The organism is Acinetobacter johnsonii CIP 64.6, from assembly GCF_000368045.1.
Classification (GTDB): domain Bacteria; phylum Pseudomonadota; class Gammaproteobacteria; order Pseudomonadales; family Moraxellaceae; genus Acinetobacter; species Acinetobacter johnsonii.
Map to the genome: position 1 here is coordinate 1 of NZ_KB849237.1, position 22,616 is coordinate 22,616.

Genomic DNA, 22,616 nt, shown 5'->3' on the forward strand with positions numbered 1-22,616 from the left:
GGCTCCCACTGCTTGTATGCATGCGGTTTCAGGATCTATTTCACTCCCCTCACAGGGGTTCTTTTCGCCTTTCCCTCACGGTACTGGTTCACTATCGGTCAGTCAGGAGTATTTAGCCTTGGAGGATGGTCCCCCCATATTCAGACAAGGTTTCACGTGCCCCGCCCTACTCGACATCATCATATAAGCCCTTTCGTGTACAGGACTATCACCCACTATGGTTGCACTTCCCAGAGCATTCCACTAGAACTTATATGACTTAATGGGCTTTTCCCCGTTCGCTCGCCGCTACTGAGGGAATCTCAATTGATTTCTTTTCCTAAGGGTACTGAGATGTTTCACTTCCCCTCGTTCGCCTCGTATGACTATGTATTCATCATACGATACCTGCCTTATGACAGGTGGGTTTCCCCATTCAGAAATCTCCGGATCACAGGATATTTGCCGCCTCCCCGGAGCTTATCGCAGGCTATTACGTCTTTCATCGCCTCTGACTGCCAAGGCATCCACCACATGCACTTAATTACTTGACTATACAACCCCAAACAGTCGTTAATCCCTACAAGTAGGATTAAGACAGTCTATGATGATTTCTCATCACTTCCTTACAGTTTGTTGTTCTGTGTACTTAAACACTGTACAGCTTCAATTCAATTCACATACCAAAACGCTTGATTCAGTTAATTTCGCTAGTAACTCATTTCTTCAACCTTCATCAATCAGTAATAAATCACTGTTAATGTCAATCTTAAAAACGAGTATGAACAAATTATTTCAACTCAAATATATTCTGTTAATGATTTTTCCAGCCTTCGTCAGGTCAGGAAACTGTGATAAATCACAGAAGTTAATAAAATGTAAACCAATATCTACTTCTTACTAATTTCTGTAATCCAACCTATCTGCGCGAAGCATAGCTTCTTGCTTAAATTTCAAGGAAAAGCCTTAAAGCAGTGCTTTAAGTTTTCTATTCTTAAAATTTGGTGGAGACTAGGAGAGTCGAACTCCTGACCTCCTGCGTGCAAAGCAGGCGCTCTACCAACTAAGCTAAGTCCCCAGCTTATCAATAAGTCAATGTCTCTGTTTTTCTGTATTCAGCATTTAACAATGCTTGTTAGTCAGATTTGGTGGGTCTGACAAGACTTGAACTTGTGACCCCACGCTTATCAAGCGTGTGCTCTAACCAACTGAGCTACAGACCCTCAGATACATCGTCATGAAGAACAACTTGTTGTGGATTCTTACCAATCGTCAATCTTTCGTTAAGGAGGTGATCCAGCCGCAGGTTCCCCTACGGCTACCTTGTTACGACTTCACCCCAGTCATCGGCCACACCGTGGTAAGCGTCCTCCTTGCGGTTAGACTACCTACTTCTGGTGCAACAAATTCCCATGGTGTGACGGGCGGTGTGTACAAGGCCCGGGAACGTATTCACCGCGGCATTCTGATCCGCGATTACTAGCGATTCCGACTTCATGGAGTCGAGTTGCAGACTCCAATCCGGACTACGATCGGCTTTTTGAGATTAGCATCCTATCGCTAGGTAGCAACCCTTTGTACCGACCATTGTAGCACGTGTGTAGCCCTGGTCGTAAGGGCCATGATGACTTGACGTCGTCCCCGCCTTCCTCCAGTTTGTCACTGGCAGTATCCTTAAAGTTCCCGGCTTAACCCGCTGGCAAATAAGGAAAAGGGTTGCGCTCGTTGCGGGACTTAACCCAACATCTCACGACACGAGCTGACGACAGCCATGCAGCACCTGTATGTAAGTTCCCGAAGGCACCAATCCATCTCTGGAAAGTTCTTACTATGTCAAGACCAGGTAAGGTTCTTCGCGTTGCATCGAATTAAACCACATGCTCCACCGCTTGTGCGGGCCCCCGTCAATTCATTTGAGTTTTAGTCTTGCGACCGTACTCCCCAGGCGGTCTACTTATCGCGTTAGCTGCGCCACTAAAGCCTCAAAGGCCCCAACGGCTAGTAGACATCGTTTACGGCATGGACTACCAGGGTATCTAATCCTGTTTGCTCCCCATGCTTTCGTACCTCAGCGTCAGTATTAGGCCAGATGGCTGCCTTCGCCATCGGTATTCCTCCAGATCTCTACGCATTTCACCGCTACACCTGGAATTCTACCATCCTCTCCCATACTCTAGCTTCCCAGTATCGAATGCAATTCCTAAGTTAAGCTCAGGGATTTCACATCCGACTTAAAAAGCCGCCTACGCACGCTTTACGCCCAGTAAATCCGATTAACGCTCGCACCCTCTGTATTACCGCGGCTGCTGGCACAGAGTTAGCCGGTGCTTATTCTGCGAGTAACGTCCACTATCCTAGAGTATTAATCAAAGTAGCCTCCTCCTCGCTTAAAGTGCTTTACAACCAAAAGGCCTTCTTCACACACGCGGCATGGCTGGATCAGGCTTTCGCCCATTGTCCAATATTCCCCACTGCTGCCTCCCGTAGGAGTCTGGGCCGTGTCTCAGTCCCAGTGTGGCGGATCATCCTCTCAGACCCGCTACAGATCGTCGCCTTGGTAGGCCTTTACCCCACCAACTAGCTAATCTGACTTAGGCTCATCTATTAGCGCAAGGTCCGAAGATCCCCTGCTTTCCCCCGTAGGGCGTATGCGGTATTAGCATTCCTTTCGGAATGTTGTCCCCCACTAATAGGCAGATTCCTAAGCATTACTCACCCGTCCGCCGCTAGGTTAGGTAGCAAGCTACCTTTCCCCGCTCGACTTGCATGTGTTAAGCCTGCCGCCAGCGTTCAATCTGAGCCATGATCAAACTCTTCAGTTAAAAATCATTAGTAGCTTATGGCTACAAATCTTGGCTCATCAATTTTCTGACAAATATTTCTCAAATAAACTTCGAGTAATTTCTACCATCAATCAATGAAATATTTTCGATCGATCAATCAGTAAAAATCCACACAAGTTGTTCTTCATAATCTCTTAATGATCTTCCTAACACCTCGTCAGTGCTAGAAGCTGGACTCAATACACTCAACAACTCAGCACTTCGTGCTTCGTTCGTTTCCGTCTATCTCGTCGGTATGGGGTGCATTCTAGAGGATTTCTAAAGCTTTGCAAGTGCTTTTAACTGGTTGTTTTATCGGGTGTTGTATTTTTACGCACTAAAAAGGTTCAAAAATATACAACCACGCACTTAACCCAATAATTTTAAAGCAGAAATATAGATTTAATATTTCTGCTCTCTTTTTTCATTACTTTTGCACTGCTGCTGCTTTAATATTCACACTGAGAATTTTAATAGGTTGTTTTGGTACATCTTGATGTGGCCCTGCACGTCCTGTCGGTACTTTAGTAATCTTATCCACCACATCCATACCTTTAGTGACCTGACCAAAAACCGCATAACCTGCGTTATTGGTACTTCTATCTAGAAAGTTATTATCCACCACATTAATAAAGAACTGACTGGTTGCAGAATGCGGTAGGTTGGTTCGTGCCATCGCCAAAGTGCCACGTTTATTCGATAGACCATTACTTGATTCATTTTGAATGGCTGGTCGTGTTGGTTTTTCTATCAGGTCAGCAGTCATGCCCCCACCTTGCACCATAAAACCCGGAATGACGCGATGAAAGATCGTGCCGTTATAAAACTTAGCTTTCGTATAGTCTTCAAAGTTTTTTGCTGAGATTGGTGCTTTATCATTAAACAGTTCAATTTCGATGTTGCCCATTGATGTTTTCATTTCAACAATCGTGTTATTTGCCATGACCGCCATACTCATACATGTAGCCGCCACTGCAACTAAACTCTTCTTTAACATTTCGTTACTCACAGCATTCAGATGTTATTAGATTTCGGTATATTAATCGTTCAGTATAAATAAAACACTACTTCTTCTAAGAAAACGAGAATAACGATGAATGAAGCTTTAGCCCTGTCTCAATTGAGTCAATTTCCACCTTGGCATTTACAAGGTGAAGCCTTTATTTTGAATTATTGGATCAGTCCGCAATTTATCCGACAATATAAAGCGTTTCGTATCGCGCCTTCCCCGATTGGTCGTGTGGTTCAAATCATGTTGGTTCGTTATCATCAATCCCCTGTTGGACCTTATGATGAACTGCTTTTGCTTGACCATCCTTTACTGAGCAAACGGCGTTTAAGCTCGATTCCTAAAATTTATGTGTCTACACAGATTTCAGTTGAACATGGTCAACAACTTTGGGGCATTCCGAAAGAGTTTGCTCAGTTTGATTGGCATACGCAGAATGAAACTACACAATGCCAGCTTAGTACTCAAAACCAAACGCTGTGTTTAACACTCACCCAATGTAAAAAGGCACGTCCGTTTTATATTAATAGTCATCACATTCCACGTTCTATGCTCAAAATACAGCAAGCATGGCAAGGTCAACGTTATGAGTTTTCTCCACAGTTCCGCGCAAAGCTAATGAAGCTGAAAAAATTTGAATGGCAAAACCATACCACTCTCTTTCCAGACTTTGGCCAAGCCAAGGCTCTACAAAGTTTTTATGTCCCGAGCTTTCAGCTCGTTTTTCCAGAAGCCAAAATCCGCTCTAAATAAAAAAAATGTTCCACGTGAAACATTCTTTTGAAAATTCATGCTTTTTTATTTGGCATTCTTATCCCAAAATTTTCTAAAGTTCTTTGCCATTTCTATGGTGATTTTTTTTGCTCGACGAGAAATGATGGTGAAGTTCACAAAGCCATGCGGTTGATCTAGATAATTCTGATAATAAACCTTATTGCCCTGTTGCTTTAATTTAATGGCATAAATTTCACCTTCATCATGCAATAAATCATGACCTGCGGTGATGACAAAAGCGGGGGCGACACTTTTTAATACGCCATAGGTTGGCGAAACAATAGGATCATCCAGAGCTACTTGATGTTGTTCAGCATACAATGACGTCACCCTATCGACATCTTGTCCAGTTAAGGTCAGTCCATCTTTATAAGCAAAGAACGATGGATGGCGACTTTTGAAATCGACTACAGGATAAATTAACAGTTGTGCACTTGGCGCATAAGCTTTTGCAGCAGTTCGCTGCGCCACTACGGCACTGATATTACCACCTGCACTATCGCCTGCAACCGCAATTCGGTTTTTCAAAATTTTGAACTGACGACGGTTTTGATAGACCCAAGCCAAAGCATCTTCACAAGATTGAATCAATACATTTGGGCCAACTTCAGGTGCCAAAGGATAATCAATACTGAGCACCTGCACTTTGGCATGGATCGCCAGTAAGCGACAGACTTCATCATGGCTGTCGAGACTGCCAACCACAAAGCCGCCGCCATGATAAAACACCAGCATCGGAAGTTTCTTATTCGGTGCAGGATGATAATGCCGTGCAAACACAGTTCCACTTTGTAAAGGTAGACGTAAATCTTCCACTTGTTTTACCGCGCTGGGTTTCGCGGTCAACATTTGAATTTGATGATCAAACAATCTACGCGAACGATGGTAGTCTTCAAAAATAAAGCCCGATTTGCCTTGCTTATATTGAGCTGCCATTAAGCATTTGATAAAGGGATCTAATTGTTCAAACTGGTAAGGATAACCCAGTACTTTCACCAAGCCTTCTTGTGCTACTGTCGGTAAGCGATCAATTACACGCGCCGCACTGCCTTGGCCTTGTTCCATCCATTGTTGTAAAGTTTGATTCAACACGCCCATGTCAATAATATCCTTTTATCGTTCTTCATATTCTCTACATGATCAGCACTTATGTGACCATTCTCTTATATAAGTCTTCACATCAAGATACATAGCAATACGCCCTATACGCTAATCTTCTTTTAAGAGCTTGTCATTGACAATTTTTATGCCGATTTAGGAGTGTTTTGCTACTCCGTTTTATGAAGGAGATCTGCCATGACTAAAAAAATAATATTCCTCTCGCTCATCAGCACTTTGTTTGTTGGCTGTGTGGCTTTTCCTGAGGATGGCTATTATGACGGACGCTACGACCACCGCTATGATTATGATGATCGACGCTACGACCAGCATGATCGCTATGAACGTGAACGAGACCGCCAACGTTGGGAATACCAACAACGACAAAACCGTATCGAGCGCGAACGTCGCGAGGCAGACCGAAACCGCCAAAGACATGCTGAATGGGAACGTCAAAACCGTGAACAAGAACGGCAACGTATTGAAGCTGAGCGCAAACGGATCGCCAATCAACGTCATCACGATTGGCAACAGAAAAAGCGTGATCAAGAGCGATTAAACCAAGAACGTAAACGTTATGATGCTGAACGTCAGCAACGACAAAATGCCGAACGCCAACGTCGCGAGCAAGAGCGTCAACGGACTGAAGATCGACGCAAACAATCCCATAACGATCGTAAGCAACATCCCGATGATCAACGCCGCGATCAAAACAAAGGTTGGGATAACTCACGTCAAGAACGAGAAAATCGTCATCGTACATCAGACTGATGAAATAACACGGCTGAGCAGCTTTAGTGATTTACCCTCTAAAAAAAGACCTTCACGGCATCCGGTGAAGGTCTTGAACAAAGCGAGTGTAAGAGAACGTTCTCTTTTAAGCTTTATTGTTGTGTTGTCGCAGGTGTAGATTGGATGGGTTCAATCTGAGCCGCAGGATCTGCTTGAACCTCGACTCCAGCACTCCCCTCAACGGTTGCTGTTGCATCCGGTGCAGTGGTCACTTGAGCGGACTCAGGCGCTGTACTGGTTTCATTTGAGCTACAGCCCACAATGGCAAATGCTGAACCTAAAAGCGCTAGAGACAATAATGCAGTTTTCTTATTTAACATTCTTTCATTTCCTTTTACGTCATACAAAAATAGCAAAGCCAAACTTTGCCCTGCCTATCTTTGTCAAATCTGAAAACTTTTACACACGTGCTGAGTTGTAGTTTTTGCAGACTCGAGTACAACTTGTGCAATTTTTTATTAATTGCGCACAAATGCCGCCTTAGCACTACATCTCCACAGCAATGCAAGTTAATGTGCTGATTCTTCATTGTTTCTCTCTTCGATTAGCAGCACAAAAGGAAATCTATACTGAGCCTCTCAACTCTTCAGCATTGCAGAACTCTTGTATGCTGATACACGATTAAATAATGTTACTTTTAAATTTTAAGCAAAAAAAAAAGCTTAACCCAAGGCGGATTAAGCTCGAAAAAGCATACAAAAATAAAGAAACCACAGCCTTAAAAATCGAATTTTGAGCGCAAAGCTCGAATCATCCTGACAGCATTATACCTTTGCACTGAATAAAGTACTTTTGGGAGACGTACTATTCAAAAACCTAAATCTCTAAATGGGAGAGTTTCCCCAAGCTATGCAAATAGGTCGCAGTCACCATACTTTGCTCTCTCCACAAAGTATGATCACCGCTGATGAACTCATTATGTGGTCAAGCGAAAAATTAGTAAAACAGATAAATTTAATTAAAATAATTCAATGTAACGATTAGCCTTTTTCAACATAAAAAAACTCAAGCAGAATTGGAAATGGACCTTCGGACAGAATAAGCACCTAGAAAGCCTGATTTCAGCAATTTTTTACCAAAAATACATGAATTAATCACTGAAGCCGCTTGAATTTTTGGCTGTTGCCCCGACCTTTGTATTAATCATGAATTTTATCACTCATGGCAGTTCAGGATTAACCCAGTTAGCACTGAAGCCAAAAGGACTGTACATGTTTAAGAACCCATTTAAACGGAGTAAATCTATGGCGGCTGAGCAAAACGAACAAGCTCAAGATCTAGGGCAAGAGCAAGCTGATCAACAAACAGCACAAACTCAAGCTGAAACGGAGCAAGCTGAAGTTTCAGTTGAAGATTTACAAGCCCAGATCACTAATCTGGAAGAAAGTTTAAAACTTGAAAAAGCCCGCACTGCAAATGCTGTATACGAAGCACAAAAAAGTGTAGAGCGTATTCAACGTGAATCAGAGAAGCATAAAGACACCGTTCTCGAAAAATTCGCAAAAGAGTTACTGGACTCAGTGGATAATTTAGAACGTGCCCTTAGCGCATCGGGTGAGGAAAAAACACCAATGTTTGAAGGTGTGGAACTGACGTTGAAATCGTTACTGACTGCACTGGAAAAATTTGGTGTGGTCGCAGTTGATACAGCAAATGGTTTCAATGCGGACTTGCATCAAGCAGTCGGGATTGATCCAAATGCGAAAGCCAACGAGATCGGAACGGTATTACAAAAAGGTTATACCTTAAATGGTCGTTTGCTTCGTCCAGCAATGGTCATGGTTGGCGCATAAACTCTATAAATTCGAGAGTTTGTAAAATTTTTTCTTGATTATCACTTGAAAAAAATTGAACGGCTCTCATATCGAATAACAAGCAAAAACATTGCAAAAAATAATTTTGAGGAAGCATCCAAATGGCTAAAATCATTGGTATTGATTTAGGTACTACAAACTCTTGCGTAGCAGTACTTGAAGGTGACAAAGTTAAAGTTATCGACAACGCTGAAGGCACTCGTACAACTCCATCAATTATTGCGTACAAAGATGGCGAAATTTTGGTGGGTCAATCTGCTAAACGTCAAGCGGTAACCAATCCTAAAAACACATTATTCGCGATCAAACGTTTGATCGGTCGTAAGTACCAAGACCAAGCAGTTCAAAAGGACATCGGTCTTGTCCCTTACAAAATCATTCAAGCGGACAATGGCGATGCTTGGGTTGAAGTAAACGACAAGAAACTTGCACCACAACAAATCTCTGCTGAAATCTTGAAAAAGATGAAGAAAACAGCAGAAGATTACTTAGGTGAAACGGTTACTGAAGCCGTGATTACGGTTCCTGCTTACTTTAACGATGCGCAGCGTCAAGCGACTAAAGATGCAGGTAAAATTGCAGGTCTTGATGTTAAACGTATCATCAACGAACCAACGGCTGCTGCACTTGCGTTCGGTATGGACAAAAAAGAAGGCGACCGTAAAATCGCGGTTTACGACTTAGGTGGTGGTACTTTTGACGTATCAATCATTGAAATCGCAGACCTTGATGGCGACCAACAAATCGAAGTGTTATCAACCAATGGTGATACCTTCCTTGGTGGTGAAGACTTTGATAACGCATTAATTGAATTCTTGGTTGAAGAATTCAAGAAAGAACAAAGTGTGAACTTGAAAAATGATCCACTTGCGTTACAACGTTTGAAAGAAGCCGCTGAGAAAGCAAAAATTGAGCTTTCTTCATCAAATGCAACTGAAATTAACCTACCGTACATTACAGCGGATGCGACTGGTCCTAAACACTTAGTGATCAACGTGACACGTGCAAAACTTGAAGGTTTAGTGGCTGATTTGGTTGAACGTACAATCGAACCTTGCCGTATTGCACTTAAAGATGCAGGTCTTTCAACTTCTGAGATTTCTGATGTGATCTTGGTGGGTGGTCAGTCTCGTATGCCACTTGTACAACAAAAAGTACAAGAGTTCTTCGGTCGTGAACCACGTAAAGACGTGAACCCTGACGAAGCGGTAGCAATGGGTGCTGCGATTCAAGGTGCGGTATTGTCTGGTGACAAAACTGACGTACTTCTTCTTGACGTTACTCCGTTGACACTTGGTATTGAAACCATGGGTGGCGTGTTAACAGCAATTATTGAGAAAAACACCACGATTCCTGCGAAGAAATCTCAAGTGTTCTCAACTGCTGCGGACAACCAACCTGCTGTAGACATTTCTGTGTTCCAAGGTGAACGTAAAATGGCACAGCAAAACAAATTGTTGGGTAACTTCCAATTGGGCGATATTCCACCTGCTCCACGTGGTGTGCCACAAATTGAAGTATCGTTCGACATTAACGCTGACGGTATCTTAAAAGTATCGGCTAAAGATAAGAGCACTGGTAAAGAGCAATCCATCCAGATTAAAGCAAACTCAGGTTTGTCTGATGCTGAAATCGAAGCAATGATCAAAGATGCTGAAGCGAATGCTGAAGAAGACCGTAAGTTTGAAGAACTTGCGAAAGCACGTAACGAAGCGGATGCATTGGTATCTTCTGCTCAAAAAGCAGTGAAAGATCTAGGCGAGCAAGTAACAAGCGATGAAAAAACTGCCATTGAAACTGCAGTCGCTGAGCTTGAAACTTCGACTAAAGAAAATGATGTAGAAGACATCAAAGCGAAAACTGAAGCACTTCAAAACATCATCATGCCGATCACGCAACGCGCTTATGAAGCTGCGCAAGGTCAAGGCGGTGCTGAAGGTTTCGACCCGAATGCATTCGGTGGTGACGCTGGTCAACAACAGAAAGCGGACGATGGCGTTGTAGATGCTGAGTTCACTGAAGTAAAAGATGACAAAAAATAATTTGTCTCTTTAATAAAAAACCGCGCGAAAGCGCGGTTTTTTATTACCTAAATATTGTTGTTTCACTTTCTACTTTTACATTAGGCTGATAAAAAATTTAGATCTTAGCCACCATGAAAACTTTACAATTTGGACTCATCGCCCTCATTACAACCTTCGGTTCTGCATGTACCACAATAAGCCCCTCAGTAGAAACAGCTAAAAATCACCAGCAACAAAGCGCGCAGCAGCAGATCCAACAGGCCTTCGATCAACTCCAAACCACTGGGGTGATTGTCATTAAGGATAAGCATGGCTTACACAGCTACGGCAATGACTTGAGCCGTGCTCAGACACCCTATGTACCCGCCTCTACCTTTAAAATGCTGAATGCCTTAATCGGACTAGAACATGGTAAAGCAACCAGAACCGAGGTGTTTAAATGGGATGGTCAAAAGCGCAGCTTCCCTGCCTGGGAAAAAGACATGACTTTAGGGCAAGCCATGCAAGCATCTGCCGTTCCCGTTTATCAGGAGCTTGCACGGCGTATTGGTCTAGACCTGATGCAAAAAGAAGTACAGCGCATTGGATATGGCAATCAACAGATTGGCACCGTTGTCGATAATTTTTGGTTAGTCGGTCCACTGCAAATTACGCCTGTTCAAGAAGTCCTTTTTGTAGAGAAGCTGGCCAATACACAACTCGCTTTTGAGCCAGATGTGCAACATACCGTACAAGACATGTTGCTGATTGAACAAAAACCGAATTATAAACTCTACGCCAAATCTGGTTGGGGCATGGACCTAGAACCGCAAGTGGGCTGGTGGACAGGCTGGGTCGAAACAGCAACAGGTGAAAAAGTGTATTTTGCTTTGAATATGCAGATGAAAACAGGAATTTCAGCCAGCGTGCGTGAGCAACTGGTCAAACAAAGTCTGATAACACTGGGGATAATTTAAGCCTACAGAGAAGACGCATTTTTTATGTTGCAAAAGTATTTTTTACGCTAAAGTGGCTAAAAATAAAGATATATGAATGAAATATGCGTCAAAGTCTCTTGTTTGCTTTACTGGGCTTTTTAGGGTTGATTCTGTATCAAAATATGCAACAGCCCCAGCTGCGTCTCAATCCACTGCTGGATCGACTCACTCATCCATTCGATCAACGTATTCGCTATCGTATTACGGAAGTCGATCCGCGTTTTGGTCTTAGTGAACATGAGTTAAAGTACATTAGCCAGCAAGCCACGGATATTTGGAAACAGGGTTTAGGCCAAGACTATTTTGTCTATGACCCCAATGCTCGGCTCAGTATTCGACTCATTTATGACCAACGTCAAGATGAGTCGGTACAACGCCGTGATCAACTGTCTAAACTGACACAAAATGAACACGGGCTGAGTCAAAAAAATACTGAACTCAAAGCCATGCAACAAAATCTGGCACGTCACTCAGGGGCTTTAGATGTGCAAAAACAGAGTCTACAAGACCTTAGTCAAAACTATAATGCCATGATCCGTCAGTATAACCAGCACGGCGGAGTCCCTGCTTCGCAGCAAGCGGCCGTACAACAGAGTTTGGTGCAGCTGCGTCAACAGCAACACGTTTTAGACCAACAAATTGCCAGCTTTAACCTGCAAGTGAATGCCTACAATCAAAAGGTAGATGAACTGAACCGCTTAGATCAAGGCCATAATCTGGCCATCGACCAGTTCAACCAACGCTTCCAACCCCGTCTATTTGATAAAGGACTGTTCAATGGGCGTGAAATTCATATTTATGAGTTTGAGTCCAAAGAAGACTTACGTCTGACTTTAGCGCATGAATTTGGCCATGCCCTCGGAATGAAACATCATAATGATCCGAAAGCCCTGATGTACCCAATGCTAGAAGAGCAAGACATGCAGCATTTTCGTTTACAAAGTGCCGATATTGCCTTGTTCAATGCTCGTTGAAGTGCTGGATTGCTAAAAACAATCCCCTAATTTCAATATGTGTATGAAATACAATCACAGTACATCTTGACTCGGGTTCGTGTTATTGTAAATAATTGAATATCCACTAGAAGCTTTGGAGACGAATGTGAGTTACTACCATATCTTAATCGAAGTAAATGACCACATCAGTACGATTGAAGAAACTCGTGATATCGAAATCTTTGATATTGTTGAGATTCAACCTTATCTCCATTCTATTCTATTGCCCTATTTTAACGAGCAGCTGTTAGAACTTGAAGATGAAAATTTAGAGTTTAAGGATGTTTTACATCTGGAAGTTAAACAGACGCTTTTACCAATCAATGACTTGATTGAAGAAGAACAGAAACTGTTACCGAGTGACACCGATGTCACCATTACTGCCTATGAAGTTTTTAATAACCGTGACTTAAGCCAAGATGTCACCACGATTATTTTTGACTTACTGGATGCGATTAAACTCGATTGAAAGCGAATGATTGCACATAAAAAAGCCCTCATCATGAGGGCTTTTTTAATCAGATCAGGTTTAGATCGAGAAAGATGAACCACAACCACAGGTCGTCGTTGCATTTGGGTTTTGCACGATGAAACGTGAACCTTCCAAACCTTCAATATAATCCACCACTGAACCGACCAAATATTGATAACTCAATGAGTCAACCAACATTTTCACATCACCATTGATAAATTCTGCGTCGTCTTCATTTTGGTTTTCAGCAAAGTTAAAACCATAAGAAAAACCTGAACAACCACCGCCCGTGACATACACACGGAGCATTAAATCTTGATTCCCTTCACTGTCACGTAATTGACGTACTTTATTTGCGGCATTGTCGCTTAGTTCAAGTGCTTGGGCATTCATCTTAGATTCCTCAGTTCGGTTCAGCTGTCTTTCAAATCAAAAAGACCATATTTCGAGTATAGCATACTCAATATATGGTCCCTATTTGAATATTTAAAGTCAAATCAGACTAATTTCCTCAAGATTGTTTGTAATTTTCATCCTGTAGTCCACATTCAAAGTTTTTCGCCGCTTGCTTACAACGGAATTGCCATAACAGTTTCATCATTCGCTTATCGTAAATACCGCGGTTGGTGAGATCAATTCGTGCTTCCCGCATCATCTTTTGATAACCCGGTTGATCTGCAGCGGGCACCTGCATCCAATATTTTTGCGGAATTTCAGCTTTCATTTTACCCAAGATACCGAATGCACGCGGTAGCTGGCCTTTGACCCATTCCCGTGATTTTTGTCCATAACCTGCAGGGAATTTATCTGGTCGAATAATGATATTACCTGTGACCTGTAAAATCGGATAATTCACAATTGCCCCTTTCGTTCCCAAGCCTTTATGTAACTCTAAGGGCTTAAAAACCGCAGCAGGCGCACCAATAATGTCGACTTGACCATTATTGAACTTTGCACCAAAGTTAGTGACATCGGCACTCACAGCTTGCGCACCAATTTGTTGAACCATGACTTTTTGCGCTTGATCATAGTCTAAAACCGCAATTTTCTTGCCTGCGGCTTTCGCTACAGTATTGATGCTACGGTCATTCACCAATAAAAAGGCGTCCCCCACAGGAATCACACCTGCCACTTCATACTTACCATTGACCATATGTTTAGCAAAAGTTGGGCTGGCCAAGCCTTGCATCACTTTAACCGCTAAATTGAGATCGGGAATCGCACCAATCGCGTCAAGTGAACCTGTAAACGAATTAAATTGACGCCCGCGCATGCCCGTAACACTAATGGCATCGCATTTTCCTGCTTTAAAATCCTCAGCAATCACGGCTTCGTTTTGTCCGACCCGCAGTTCAATATCCGCGCCCCAGTTTTTAGCCGCCAACTGATAATCTTTCATCAAGCTATATACATCACCATTTTTACCGACTAAGTCGAATACACAAACCATTTGTTTGGCCTGTGCCATCGCTGTTGCAGAAATGACTAATGTCCCGACACTGAGGCTTTTCATCCACTGTTTCATATATCTTCCTTTTGACTTATTGTTGTTTGTTGTGATGAGCCATTCACTTGTGCTCTTTGTTATTTTTAATGCCCCGACTGACACTTCAATTGGTTCAAAACCACTCATTTCTTACGCGCTATACAAATTAGCTGCGTCAAATCCATTTAAATTGGTCGATTAAAAGCAAAAAAGAAAGCCCAATTTAAACTGAGCTTTCTTTGATTACACTCGGCAAATTACTCACCGCCCAGTGAGCATTCAAAGTTGGCTTTATCCACCGAGCAACGGGCTTTTTTCAAGACCGACATCATTGCTGGATCATAAATGCCTCGTTTGGTCATATCCATCCGACCATCGCGCAGCATTTTTTGATATTTGGTTTTGTCTTCTGCTGTAAGATTCATTTTGTATTTTGCAGGAATGCCTGCTTCTAAACGACCAATCATCGCGATGCTTTTCGGTAGGTTTTTCACAAACCAATCTCGCGATTTTTGTCCAAAGCCTGCGGGAAATTGATCTGGGCGAATCACAAAGTCAGCTGTCACTTGTAGTACAGGGAAGTTAAACATTGCGCCGTTCGTGCCTAAACCTTTATAAATTTCTAAAGGTTTATAAGCATAAGCCGGTGCCCCGACCATATCAACTTGACCATTATTAAACTTCGCCACAAAGTTAGACACATCGGAAATCACCGCTTGCGCACCGACGCGTTGTACCATGATTTTTTGAGCATCGTCATAGCCCAAGACTGCAAACTTTTTACCTGCTGCTTTTTCAATGGAATTAATACTTTTATCGCGTACAAAAATAAAAGCTGAACCTAAAGGTGCAATCCCTGCCACTTCATATTTTTTACCACCAAGATTGGTCACCATTTTTGCCGCATTACGCTGATCCAATGCAAAAGTAATCGCACGTTGTGCAATGGCATTGCTTGGCGCTCCGCCCAAAGCATCAATAGAACCGACAAATTTATTGTACTGGCGCGCACGCATAGCGGTCATAAACACGCCATCACACTTGCCTGCTTTAAAGTCGTTGTCGGCAACGGCTTCATCTTGACGAGGGATTAAATTAATTTCAGCCCCCCAGCCTTTTGCCGCCAAAGCCCATTCTTGCGCCATTTGGTACGACTCACCGGATTTGCCAAGCAAGTCAAATACACAGATGTCCACTTTAGCCGCTTGTGCTGTCGACGCTACACCCAAAGCAGAAAAAGCAGCGAGTGCGAGGGTTAATTTTTTCATTCTTGTGTCCTTGTTCGTTTTGTTATTTGACAGGTGTCCATACACATGCAAAATATTAAGCAAGTTAAAATTAAAAAAATAGAGCATTTACTCAAAAATTACTGTCAATTGGGCAAATTTTTTTCTTTTCTCTAATTTTTATTTTCAAAGGATTTATAAAAGCATTTTAAATTCATTATATTAAAATAAAAAGCCTGCATCATTCGTTTTACATGAACGATGCTTAATATTACAAAGAAATATAGATTTTCGCCTTATTCACCACCCAATGAACATTCAAAGTTGGTGCGTTCGACCGTACAACGGGCTTTTTTCAGCACGCGCATCATGCCTGGGTCATAAACCCCTTGTTTGGTTAAATCAATACGCCCATCCCGTAGCAAGCGCTGATATTTTTCTTTGTCTTCCTTGCTGAGCTGCATTTTGATTTTACTGGGAATGGCAGCTTCTAGTCGTTGCACCATAGCAAAGGATTGCGGAATTTTTTGTAAAAACCATTGCCGCGATTGCTCGCCAAATTGAGCAGGAAAACGCTCGGGTCTTACAATTAAATCTGCAGTGACATTGACCACGGGAAAGTTAAGCATAGCCCCTTTAGAGCCTAGACCTTTTTCAATTTCTAAGGGTTTATAGTCATATGCAGGTGCAGCAACCACATCGACTTCGCCTGTATTAAACTTTTTTATAAAGTTGGAAATATCCGACATCACAGGTACAGCGCCCACTCGCTCTACCATCACCCGTTGTGCGCGGTCATAATGCAGGATGGCAAATTTTTTGCCTTGTGCTTTTTCGATGGTATTCAGACTTCGGTCTTTTACAAAAATATAGGCTGAACCAATCAAGCCAATACCAGCCACTTCATAGTTTTCACCTTGTAATGTGGTGGTCATACGCTTGGTATTTCTAGGATCCAACACATATTCCACCGCCTTTTGTGCAATTTTATTGCTTGGCACTCCGCCTAAGGCATCAATCGAACCTGCGAACTTGTTATAGGCGCGCGCGCGCATTGAGGTCATATACACCGCATCGCATTTACCATTTTGAAAGGCTTTATCGGCCAAGTCTTCGTCCTGAAACGAAATCAACTGTACCTGTGCACCCCATTTTTTACTGACCAAAGCTCATTCTTCTAAAAATTTATAAGACTCCCCTGCTTTACCCAGTAGGTCGAAGACACACACCTGCTGCTTCGCTAGCACTATACTGGAGAAAGCGCACAGTGCTAGCGTCGATAAAATAAAAAATCCTTTTCTTTTCATTATTATCCCTTCATATTTTTTGTTTTACTGGGGAAATATATCTGTGTGCTATTCCTCAATATAGGTCAAAAAAGGTCAACTTTTAGCTTTCCGACCAAAGGTCAAATGGTTTCATTCTCCCCTTATAAAGAAACGCTGAGAGATTTCAGTTCAGATAAATTTTGAATGTTTAGTCTTTTGCTGACGCATCCATTAGAATAGGCGCACCTTTTTCTGATATTTGATAGTTCCATGATTCAGCTTGATCAAGTTTCATTGCGCCGTGGTGGACGAGTGTTATTTCAAAAAGCCTCCATGCAAATCCATCCAGGTTGGAAAGTTGGTCTCACTGGTGTCAATGGTGCTGGAAAATCAACCCTGTTTGCTGCGCTCTTAGGCTCGATAGGTCCTGATGATGGCACCCTGAGCCGCCCTGCCGTATGGACGGTGGCACACATGGCACAGGAAGTAAAAGCCTTAGATATGGCTGCGATTGATTTCGTCCTGACCGGTGATGAAGAATATTGGAACATTCAACAACAGCTCAACCATCCTGAACAGTTAACTGACACTGAACTGGCTGATTTACATGGCCGATTCGACGAAATTAACGGTTATTCCGCGCCCGCTAAAGCCGCTCAGCTTATGGCGGGTCTGGGTTTTATGGAACATCAAAACCAACTCTTGGTTTCGAGTTTCTCTGGTGGATGGCGAATGCGTTTAAACTTAGCGCGTACTTTGATGAGCCGTTCGGATCTATTATTACTGGATGAACCGACCAACCACTTAGATCTCGATGCTATTTTATGGTTAGAAGATTGGTTAAATGCCTATACGGGCACCCTAATTTTAATTTCGCATGACCGCGATTTCTTAGATGCGATTACCAATCGTATTTTGCATATCGAAAATCAAGAACTCACCCTCTATAGCGGCAACTATTCAACCTTTGAAACCACTCGTGCAGAACGTTTGGCACAACAACAACAAGCTTATGAAAAGCAGCTCGAAACACGGGCACATATTCAAAAATATATTGACCGTTTTAAAGCCCAAGCCACTAAAGCACGTCAAGCACAAAGCCGAATTAAACAACTGGAACGGATGCAGTTGCTTGCTCCTGCACATGTCGATACCCCATTTACCTTTAGCTTCCGTGAACCCACCAAAATGAGTTCACCACTGCTGACTTTAGAGCAGGCTGATATTGGTTATGGCGACAAACTGATTGCCACCAATATCAATATACAAATCACCCCGACGAGCCGGATTGGCTTATTGGGGATGAATGGTGCAGGTAAATCGACTTTAATCAAATCCTTGGTCGGCGATTTATCTTTATTGGCAGGACAACGCAAAGCCTCAGAACTGCTGAATATTGGCTATTTTGCACAGCATCAAATGGATTCACTGGATGAATCGGCCAGCCCAATGCTGCAATTGGCACGGATTGCGGATAAAAAAATCAGTGAAGCGACCTTACGTGCCTTTTTAGGCAGCTTCGGCTTTAGTGGCGAACGGATGGATACCCCTTGCGAGAGCTTCTCAGGTGGTGAACGTGCCCGTTTGGCATTGGCTTTAATCGTGTGGTTACGTCCCAATGTCTTGATTCTAGATGAACCGACCAACCACTTAGACTTAGATATGCGCCATGCGCTGACCATGGCTTTACAAGACTATGAAGGTGCTGTGGTCTTGGTTTCACACGAACGCCAACTGATTGCCAGCGTATGTGATGACCTCATTTTAGTCCATGCTGGAAAATCCACCGAATTTGAAGGCGATCTACACGATTATGCCAACTGGTTACGCCAAGCACGTCTAGAGATGATTAAACAAGGTGGAATCGTAGCGCCGATCGTGTCTAAAGTCAGCACTCAAAAAACCATCGTTTCTAAAGTTGATAAAGAAGCGCAGCGTAAATTGGCCGCACAGCGCCGTGAACAAACGCGCCCGATTCGCAAAAATATCGAAAAATGTGAAAGCCTGCTAGCAAAACACCAGCCACGTTTACTCGACATTGAACATTTACTCGGTGATGCTGGCCTATATGACGCTGCACGCAAAGATGAACTCATGAAACTGATGAATGAGCAAACCGAACTTAAAAACCAAGTCAGTGAAGCTGAAGAACAAATGCTAGAGCTGATGATGGAACTTGAAGAGCTCGAAAGCTCATTCGAAAACGAATAATCTTTCCTCATACACCCTGCCCGCTCTGTTTATGCATGGCGGGCATTTTTATGTCTTAACCATTTTGATTGATTTACTTTGCTGCAACACCAATCGATCTGGAAAAACGTGCCTTTTCGGCCTATGCATATAACTCAATAGGAAATGCACCCAAATAGTCTGAGCATTTTAAGAAGTCATAAGTGATTGAAATTAAAATTATTTCTTAATAAATAAAGCGATAAATTTATTGATTTTTATTGTTTAGATATTCTTAAAAAGCAAAAAAATAGATTGTTTAATTTAGCTTAATTAATTGAATATTCAACTATATACAGCCCTATTTCCATGCTTTTCACTGCTTAAAGCCAAATACAACCTTCACAACAGACAGCGAATATCCATCATGTTCAGACATGCACCTTTCAACACAACAAGTTTTGAATTTAAAAAGAGGGAATAAATTTAAAAGATCCGATTTAAATTTAAAAGATAACGCATGGTTTTAAATTTAAAAACCACACTTGAAACAACTGTGGATAAAATTATACGTATTTTAGCAACTGATATAAAGTGCTATTTTTATTTATCCACAGGCCAGCGCTGTTTATTTATCCAGTTGTTTTAGGCAAATCCATCCTCTTTTTTGCGCTCTTTTTCCTTAATTTAATACGGCTCTTTGCGCCTTTAAAAAACGTAATTCTTGTATTTTCCATCCCTGATCAAAGACCCATGTTTCTTCGATTTGTTGGCGATTTTCAACCAAACCGATCAAGACCTGACAGCATGTTTGGTCACGGTTAAACTCAAATTCTTCAAATTCGACGTCGGGTTTTTGAGGTTTCCAAACCCCATTTTTCACAGCATGCGCGATCTTTTCATAGCGCGTATAGTTACTCTCTACACGATCAGCTTGTTCATAGACCACTTTAAAATGCTCATCTTCATATTGAGCTAAAACCTCATAATTGCCCGTAAAAAATGCATTCACCCAAATGTCGCGTACTTGTTCTAGTTGGTTATCCATCATAATGACCTCACATTCTGCACTGTGCAAAAGACTTGATACTCACATCATGACATCGCTATAAGTCAGTTTAATAACAGTGTACATTGCTTATATTTTATTCAAAAGCATAAAAAATGCTGTAAAAAAAGCACCCCGCAGGGTGCTTTTATGGCTTATTTTGTAAAGCGCTTAAGCATCAATATCCGCATTCAATGCATTTTCTTCAATGAATGCACGACGTGGTTCCACATCATCACCCATCAAACAAGAGAACATACGATCGGCTTCAATCGCATCCTGAATCGTGACTTGCAACATGTTGCGGTTTTCAGGATCCATGGTGGTTTCCCAAAGCTGGTCTGCATTCATCTCACCCAAGCCTTTATAGCGCTGAATCATCATGCCACGACGAGAATCAGATAAAATATGCTGCCATACCTGATGGAAGTTGGTGACTGCAATCTTGCGATCACCTTTTTGCAGGTAAGCACCATCTTCAAGCAACGTGAACCAGCTCTTGGAATTCTTCAACAAACGTGCATATTCACCAGAACCCAATAAGCCTGCATCTAATAAGTAGCTGTGCGGCAGATTGTGTACATAGATGGTGATACGAGGTAAGTAAGTCTCGATCTTTTGACCATCTGCCAGTTCTTTTTCAAACGTTTCTAAGCTTAACTCAGGACGCAAGCTCGGTTGAATCTCTGCCACAGCACTGCGCACTTGTTCAGCCCACTGCTCAACATAAGCTCGGTCATGGTTTTGATCAAGCTTAAAGCCTTCAACCGAAATCAACGCATCTAAGACACTGGCAGGATAACGTACAGTTAAACGCTGTAAGCTCTTCTGAGACGTTTGATAGTCTGCAATCACATTCGCTAAAGCTTCACCACGGATTGCAGGTGCAGCATCGCTGATGTGCAATTCAAGCTCATCAATCGCGTTTGAAATTAAATAGGTTTCAAGCGCATCATTATCTTTAAGATATTGCTCTTGCTTGCCTTTTTTCAGTTTATACAGCGGTGGCTGAGCAATATAGATATAACCACGCTCCACTAGCTCAGGCATTTGACGGAAGAAGAAGGTCAACAATAGGGTACGAATATGCGAACCATCCACGTCAGCATCGGTCATGATGATGATTTTGTGATAACGCAACTTGTCCGGATTGTACTCTTCACGACCAATACCACAACCCAATGCCGTGATCAGCGTGCCGACTTCTTGAGATGAAATCATCTTATCAAAACGCGCACGTTCCACGTTTAGGATTTTACCCTTCAACGGTAAAATCGCTTGCATCTTACGGTTACGACCTTGTTTAGCTGAACCGCCTGCAGAGTCACCCTCGACTAGATACAATTCAGACAAGGCTGGATCTTTTTCTTGGCAATCCGCAAGCTTACCTGGTAGGCCTGCAATGTCTAATGCACTTTTACGACGCGTCATTTCACGCGCTTTACGTGCTGCATCACGAGCACGAGCCGCATCAATGATTTTTCCAGCAATCGATTTTGCCGCTTGCGGGTTTTCAAGCAAATATTCAGAGAATGATTTATTCATTGCCTGCTCAACCGCAGGTTTCACTTCACTGGAAACCAACTTTTCTTTGGTTTGTGAAGAAAACTTCGGATCAGGCACTTTCACTGAAACAATCGCAGTTAAACCTTCACGTGCATCATCACCAGAAACCGCTACTTTCTCTTTTTTGAGTAAGTTTTCATTTTCCATGTAGCTGTTTAGACCACGCGTTAATGCCGCACGGAAACCCGCTAAATGCGTTCCACCATCTTTTTGTGGAATGTTGTTGGTAAAGCAACGTACATTTTCTTGATAGGTATCATTCCACTGCAACGCCACTTCAACACCAATGCCATTTTCAGCCTGTACGGTGAAATGGAAAATGTCATTCAGATGGGTTTTGCCTTGGTTAATATATTTCACAAACTCAGACAGACCGCCTTCGTAGTCAAACACATGTTCTGCATGAATACGCTCGTCACGCAAAACAATGCGCACGCCCGCGTTTAAGAACGACAATTCACGTAAACGACGCGCCAAAATATCAACATTGAAAATGGTTTGGCTAAAAGTTTCAGCACTTGGCCAAAAACGGACAGTTGTTCCTGTGGTATCCGTATCGCCCACAACAGTCAGTGGGTAAACCGGATCACCATGTTTATATTCTTGTTGATGAATATGACCTGCACGATGAATCGTCAGTTCCAGCTTACGCGACAAGGCATTTACAACCGATACACCTACACCATGTAGACCACCTGAAACCTTGTAGCTATTGTCATCAAATTTACCGCCTGCGTGCAGAATGGTTAAAATCACTTCTGCGGCAGAAACCCCTTCTTCAGGGTGAATATCGGTCGGAATACCGCGCCCATTGTCCGATACACTTACAGATTCATCTTCGTGAATCGTCACCAAAATTTCATCACAGTGACCTGCAAGCGCCTCATCGATCGCATTATCCACCACCTCAAACACCATATGGTGTAAGCCCGAACCATCATCCGTATCACCAATATACATACCCGGACGTTTACGTACTGCGTCCAATCCACGTAATACTTTGATACTAGAGGAATCATAAGCTTTTTCTGTGGTTTGTTCCGTTTGAGAAGCAGCTTGTTGATCTTCTGAACTCATGGTTTCTCCCTAGCGAAAAA

The 22,616-nt window shown here is 42.5% G+C and carries 16 protein-coding genes, 2 tRNA genes, 2 rRNA genes and 1 pseudogene; 8 read left to right on the forward strand and 13 right to left on the reverse strand.

Going from position 1 to position 22,616, the window contains the following annotated elements:
* The 5 genes from F986_RS16600 to F986_RS16620 all read right to left on the reverse strand — a co-directional run.
* A 23S ribosomal RNA gene (locus tag F986_RS16600) occupies positions 1–533 on the reverse strand; the annotation flags it as partial.
* 448 nt (positions 534–981) lie between these two features.
* Positions 982–1,057, reverse strand: a tRNA-Ala gene (locus tag F986_RS16605).
* A gap of 68 nt (positions 1,058–1,125) precedes the next feature.
* Positions 1,126–1,202 (reverse strand) — tRNA-Ile (locus F986_RS16610).
* Positions 1,203–1,263: 61 nt separating this feature from the next.
* Positions 1,264–2,801 (reverse strand): 16S ribosomal RNA (locus F986_RS16615).
* 427 nt (positions 2,802–3,228) lie between these two features.
* Positions 3,229–3,798, reverse strand: coding sequence for a peptidylprolyl isomerase (locus tag F986_RS16620; RefSeq protein ID WP_004697389.1), 570 nt, complete (start codon positions 3,796–3,798; stop codon positions 3,229–3,231).
* A 96-nt stretch (positions 3,799–3,894) separates the two neighbouring features.
* Here F986_RS16620 and F986_RS16625 point away from each other — a divergent pair, with 96 nt between their 5' ends.
* On the forward strand, positions 3,895–4,563 hold the full coding sequence (locus tag F986_RS16625) for an acetoacetate decarboxylase family protein (protein ID WP_004697390.1): 669 nt from the start codon (positions 3,895–3,897) through the stop codon (positions 4,561–4,563).
* Between the two features lie 45 nt (positions 4,564–4,608).
* Here F986_RS16625 and F986_RS16630 read toward each other — a convergent pair whose 3' ends face one another.
* Complete coding sequence (locus F986_RS16630) at positions 4,609–5,682, reverse strand: alpha/beta hydrolase (RefSeq protein ID WP_004697393.1); 1,074 nt, start codon at positions 5,680–5,682, stop codon at positions 4,609–4,611.
* Between the two features lie 198 nt (positions 5,683–5,880).
* Between F986_RS16630 and F986_RS16635 the strand changes: the two genes are divergently transcribed.
* The gene (locus tag F986_RS16635) at positions 5,881–6,453 is read left to right on the forward strand and encodes a hypothetical protein (protein ID WP_004697394.1); all 573 of its coding nucleotides are present in this window, start codon (positions 5,881–5,883) and stop codon (positions 6,451–6,453) included.
* Between the two features lie 113 nt (positions 6,454–6,566).
* Here the strand turns inward: F986_RS16635 and F986_RS16640 are convergent, their stop codons facing one another.
* A complete protein-coding gene (locus F986_RS16640; RefSeq protein ID WP_004697397.1) occupies positions 6,567–6,794 on the reverse strand; it encodes a hypothetical protein in 228 nt (75 codons plus the stop codon).
* Between the two features lie 924 nt (positions 6,795–7,718).
* Between F986_RS16640 and grpE the strand changes: the two genes are divergently transcribed.
* From grpE to F986_RS16665, 5 genes are all read left to right on the forward strand, one after another.
* Positions 7,719–8,267 carry a nucleotide exchange factor GrpE gene (grpE, locus tag F986_RS16645; protein WP_004697399.1) on the forward strand — a complete coding sequence of 183 codons (549 nt, stop codon included), beginning with the start codon at positions 7,719–7,721 and terminating at the stop codon, positions 8,265–8,267.
* 122 nt (positions 8,268–8,389) lie between these two features.
* Positions 8,390–10,330: a molecular chaperone DnaK gene (gene dnaK / locus F986_RS16650; RefSeq protein WP_004697401.1), complete on the forward strand. Its 1,941-nt coding sequence runs from the start codon at positions 8,390–8,392 to the stop codon at positions 10,328–10,330.
* A 113-nt stretch (positions 10,331–10,443) separates the two neighbouring features.
* The gene (locus F986_RS16655; RefSeq protein WP_004697403.1) at positions 10,444–11,268 is read left to right on the forward strand and encodes an OXA-211 family carbapenem-hydrolyzing class D beta-lactamase OXA-281; all 825 of its coding nucleotides are present in this window, start codon (positions 10,444–10,446) and stop codon (positions 11,266–11,268) included.
* 83 nt (positions 11,269–11,351) lie between these two features.
* The gene (locus F986_RS16660) at positions 11,352–12,263 is read left to right on the forward strand and encodes a matrixin family metalloprotease (protein ID WP_004697405.1); all 912 of its coding nucleotides are present in this window, start codon (positions 11,352–11,354) and stop codon (positions 12,261–12,263) included.
* A gap of 115 nt (positions 12,264–12,378) precedes the next feature.
* Positions 12,379–12,753 (forward strand): hypothetical protein, encoded by a 375-nt coding sequence (locus F986_RS16665; protein WP_005401765.1) that lies wholly within the window; start codon positions 12,379–12,381, stop codon positions 12,751–12,753.
* Between the two features lie 60 nt (positions 12,754–12,813).
* On the opposite strand, the gene erpA is transcribed toward F986_RS16665, so the two are convergent.
* The 4 genes and pseudogenes from erpA to F986_RS16685 all read right to left on the reverse strand — a co-directional run bounded on the left by erpA (position 12,814) and on the right by F986_RS16685 (position 16,775).
* Positions 12,814–13,149 carry an iron-sulfur cluster insertion protein ErpA gene (gene erpA / locus F986_RS16670; protein WP_004697409.1) on the reverse strand — a complete coding sequence of 112 codons (336 nt, stop codon included), beginning with the start codon at positions 13,147–13,149 and terminating at the stop codon, positions 12,814–12,816.
* A gap of 118 nt (positions 13,150–13,267) precedes the next feature.
* Positions 13,268–14,269 (reverse strand): putative solute-binding protein, encoded by a 1,002-nt coding sequence (locus F986_RS16675; protein WP_406935418.1) that lies wholly within the window; start codon positions 14,267–14,269, stop codon positions 13,268–13,270.
* 230 nt (positions 14,270–14,499) lie between these two features.
* Positions 14,500–15,510 carry a putative solute-binding protein gene (locus F986_RS16680; protein ID WP_004697413.1) on the reverse strand — a complete coding sequence of 337 codons (1,011 nt, stop codon included), beginning with the start codon at positions 15,508–15,510 and terminating at the stop codon, positions 14,500–14,502.
* A 254-nt stretch (positions 15,511–15,764) separates the two neighbouring features.
* A pseudogene (locus tag F986_RS16685) lies at positions 15,765–16,775 on the reverse strand (putative solute-binding protein).
* 231 nt (positions 16,776–17,006) lie between these two features.
* Here F986_RS16685 and F986_RS16690 point away from each other — a divergent pair.
* Positions 17,007–18,947, forward strand: coding sequence for an ATP-binding cassette domain-containing protein (locus F986_RS16690; RefSeq protein WP_004697418.1), 1,941 nt, complete (start codon positions 17,007–17,009; stop codon positions 18,945–18,947).
* A gap of 640 nt (positions 18,948–19,587) precedes the next feature.
* Here F986_RS16690 and F986_RS16695 read toward each other — a convergent pair.
* Both F986_RS16695 and gyrB read right to left on the reverse strand, forming a co-directional pair.
* Positions 19,588–19,956, reverse strand: a complete 369-nt coding sequence (locus F986_RS16695; RefSeq protein ID WP_004697419.1) for a hypothetical protein — start codon at positions 19,954–19,956, stop codon at positions 19,588–19,590.
* Positions 19,957–20,124: 168 nt separating this feature from the next.
* Positions 20,125–22,596 (reverse strand): DNA topoisomerase (ATP-hydrolyzing) subunit B, encoded by a 2,472-nt coding sequence (gene gyrB, locus F986_RS16700; protein WP_004697421.1) that lies wholly within the window; start codon positions 22,594–22,596, stop codon positions 20,125–20,127.
* Between the last annotated feature and the right edge of the window lie 20 nt (positions 22,597–22,616).

Coding starts and splice junctions, on each gene's coding strand:
- F986_RS16630 (WP_004697393.1), bottom strand. CDS start 5,682: ATGGGCGTGTTGAATCAAACTTTACAACAATGGATGGAACAAGGCCAA.
- F986_RS16680 (WP_004697413.1), bottom strand. CDS start 15,510: ATGAAAAAATTAACCCTCGCACTCGCTGCTTTTTCTGCTTTGGGTGTA.
- F986_RS16695 (WP_004697419.1), bottom strand. CDS start 19,956: ATGATGGATAACCAACTAGAACAAGTACGCGACATTTGGGTGAATGCA.
- F986_RS16690 (WP_004697418.1), top strand. CDS start 17,007: ATGATTCAGCTTGATCAAGTTTCATTGCGCCGTGGTGGACGAGTGTTA.
- F986_RS16625 (WP_004697390.1), top strand. CDS start 3,895: ATGAATGAAGCTTTAGCCCTGTCTCAATTGAGTCAATTTCCACCTTGG.
- F986_RS16640 (WP_004697397.1), bottom strand. CDS start 6,794: ATGTTAAATAAGAAAACTGCATTATTGTCTCTAGCGCTTTTAGGTTCA.
- F986_RS16655 (WP_004697403.1), top strand. CDS start 10,444: ATGAAAACTTTACAATTTGGACTCATCGCCCTCATTACAACCTTCGGT.
- F986_RS16620 (WP_004697389.1), bottom strand. CDS start 3,798: ATGTTAAAGAAGAGTTTAGTTGCAGTGGCGGCTACATGTATGAGTATG.
- gyrB (WP_004697421.1), bottom strand. CDS start 22,596: ATGAGTTCAGAAGATCAACAAGCTGCTTCTCAAACGGAACAAACCACA.
- grpE (WP_004697399.1), top strand. CDS start 7,719: ATGGCGGCTGAGCAAAACGAACAAGCTCAAGATCTAGGGCAAGAGCAA.
- F986_RS16635 (WP_004697394.1), top strand. CDS start 5,881: ATGACTAAAAAAATAATATTCCTCTCGCTCATCAGCACTTTGTTTGTT.
- F986_RS16675 (WP_406935418.1), bottom strand. CDS start 14,269: ATGAAAAGCCTCAGTGTCGGGACATTAGTCATTTCTGCAACAGCGATG.
- erpA (WP_004697409.1), bottom strand. CDS start 13,149: ATGAATGCCCAAGCACTTGAACTAAGCGACAATGCCGCAAATAAAGTA.
- dnaK (WP_004697401.1), top strand. CDS start 8,390: ATGGCTAAAATCATTGGTATTGATTTAGGTACTACAAACTCTTGCGTA.
- F986_RS16660 (WP_004697405.1), top strand. CDS start 11,352: ATGCGTCAAAGTCTCTTGTTTGCTTTACTGGGCTTTTTAGGGTTGATT.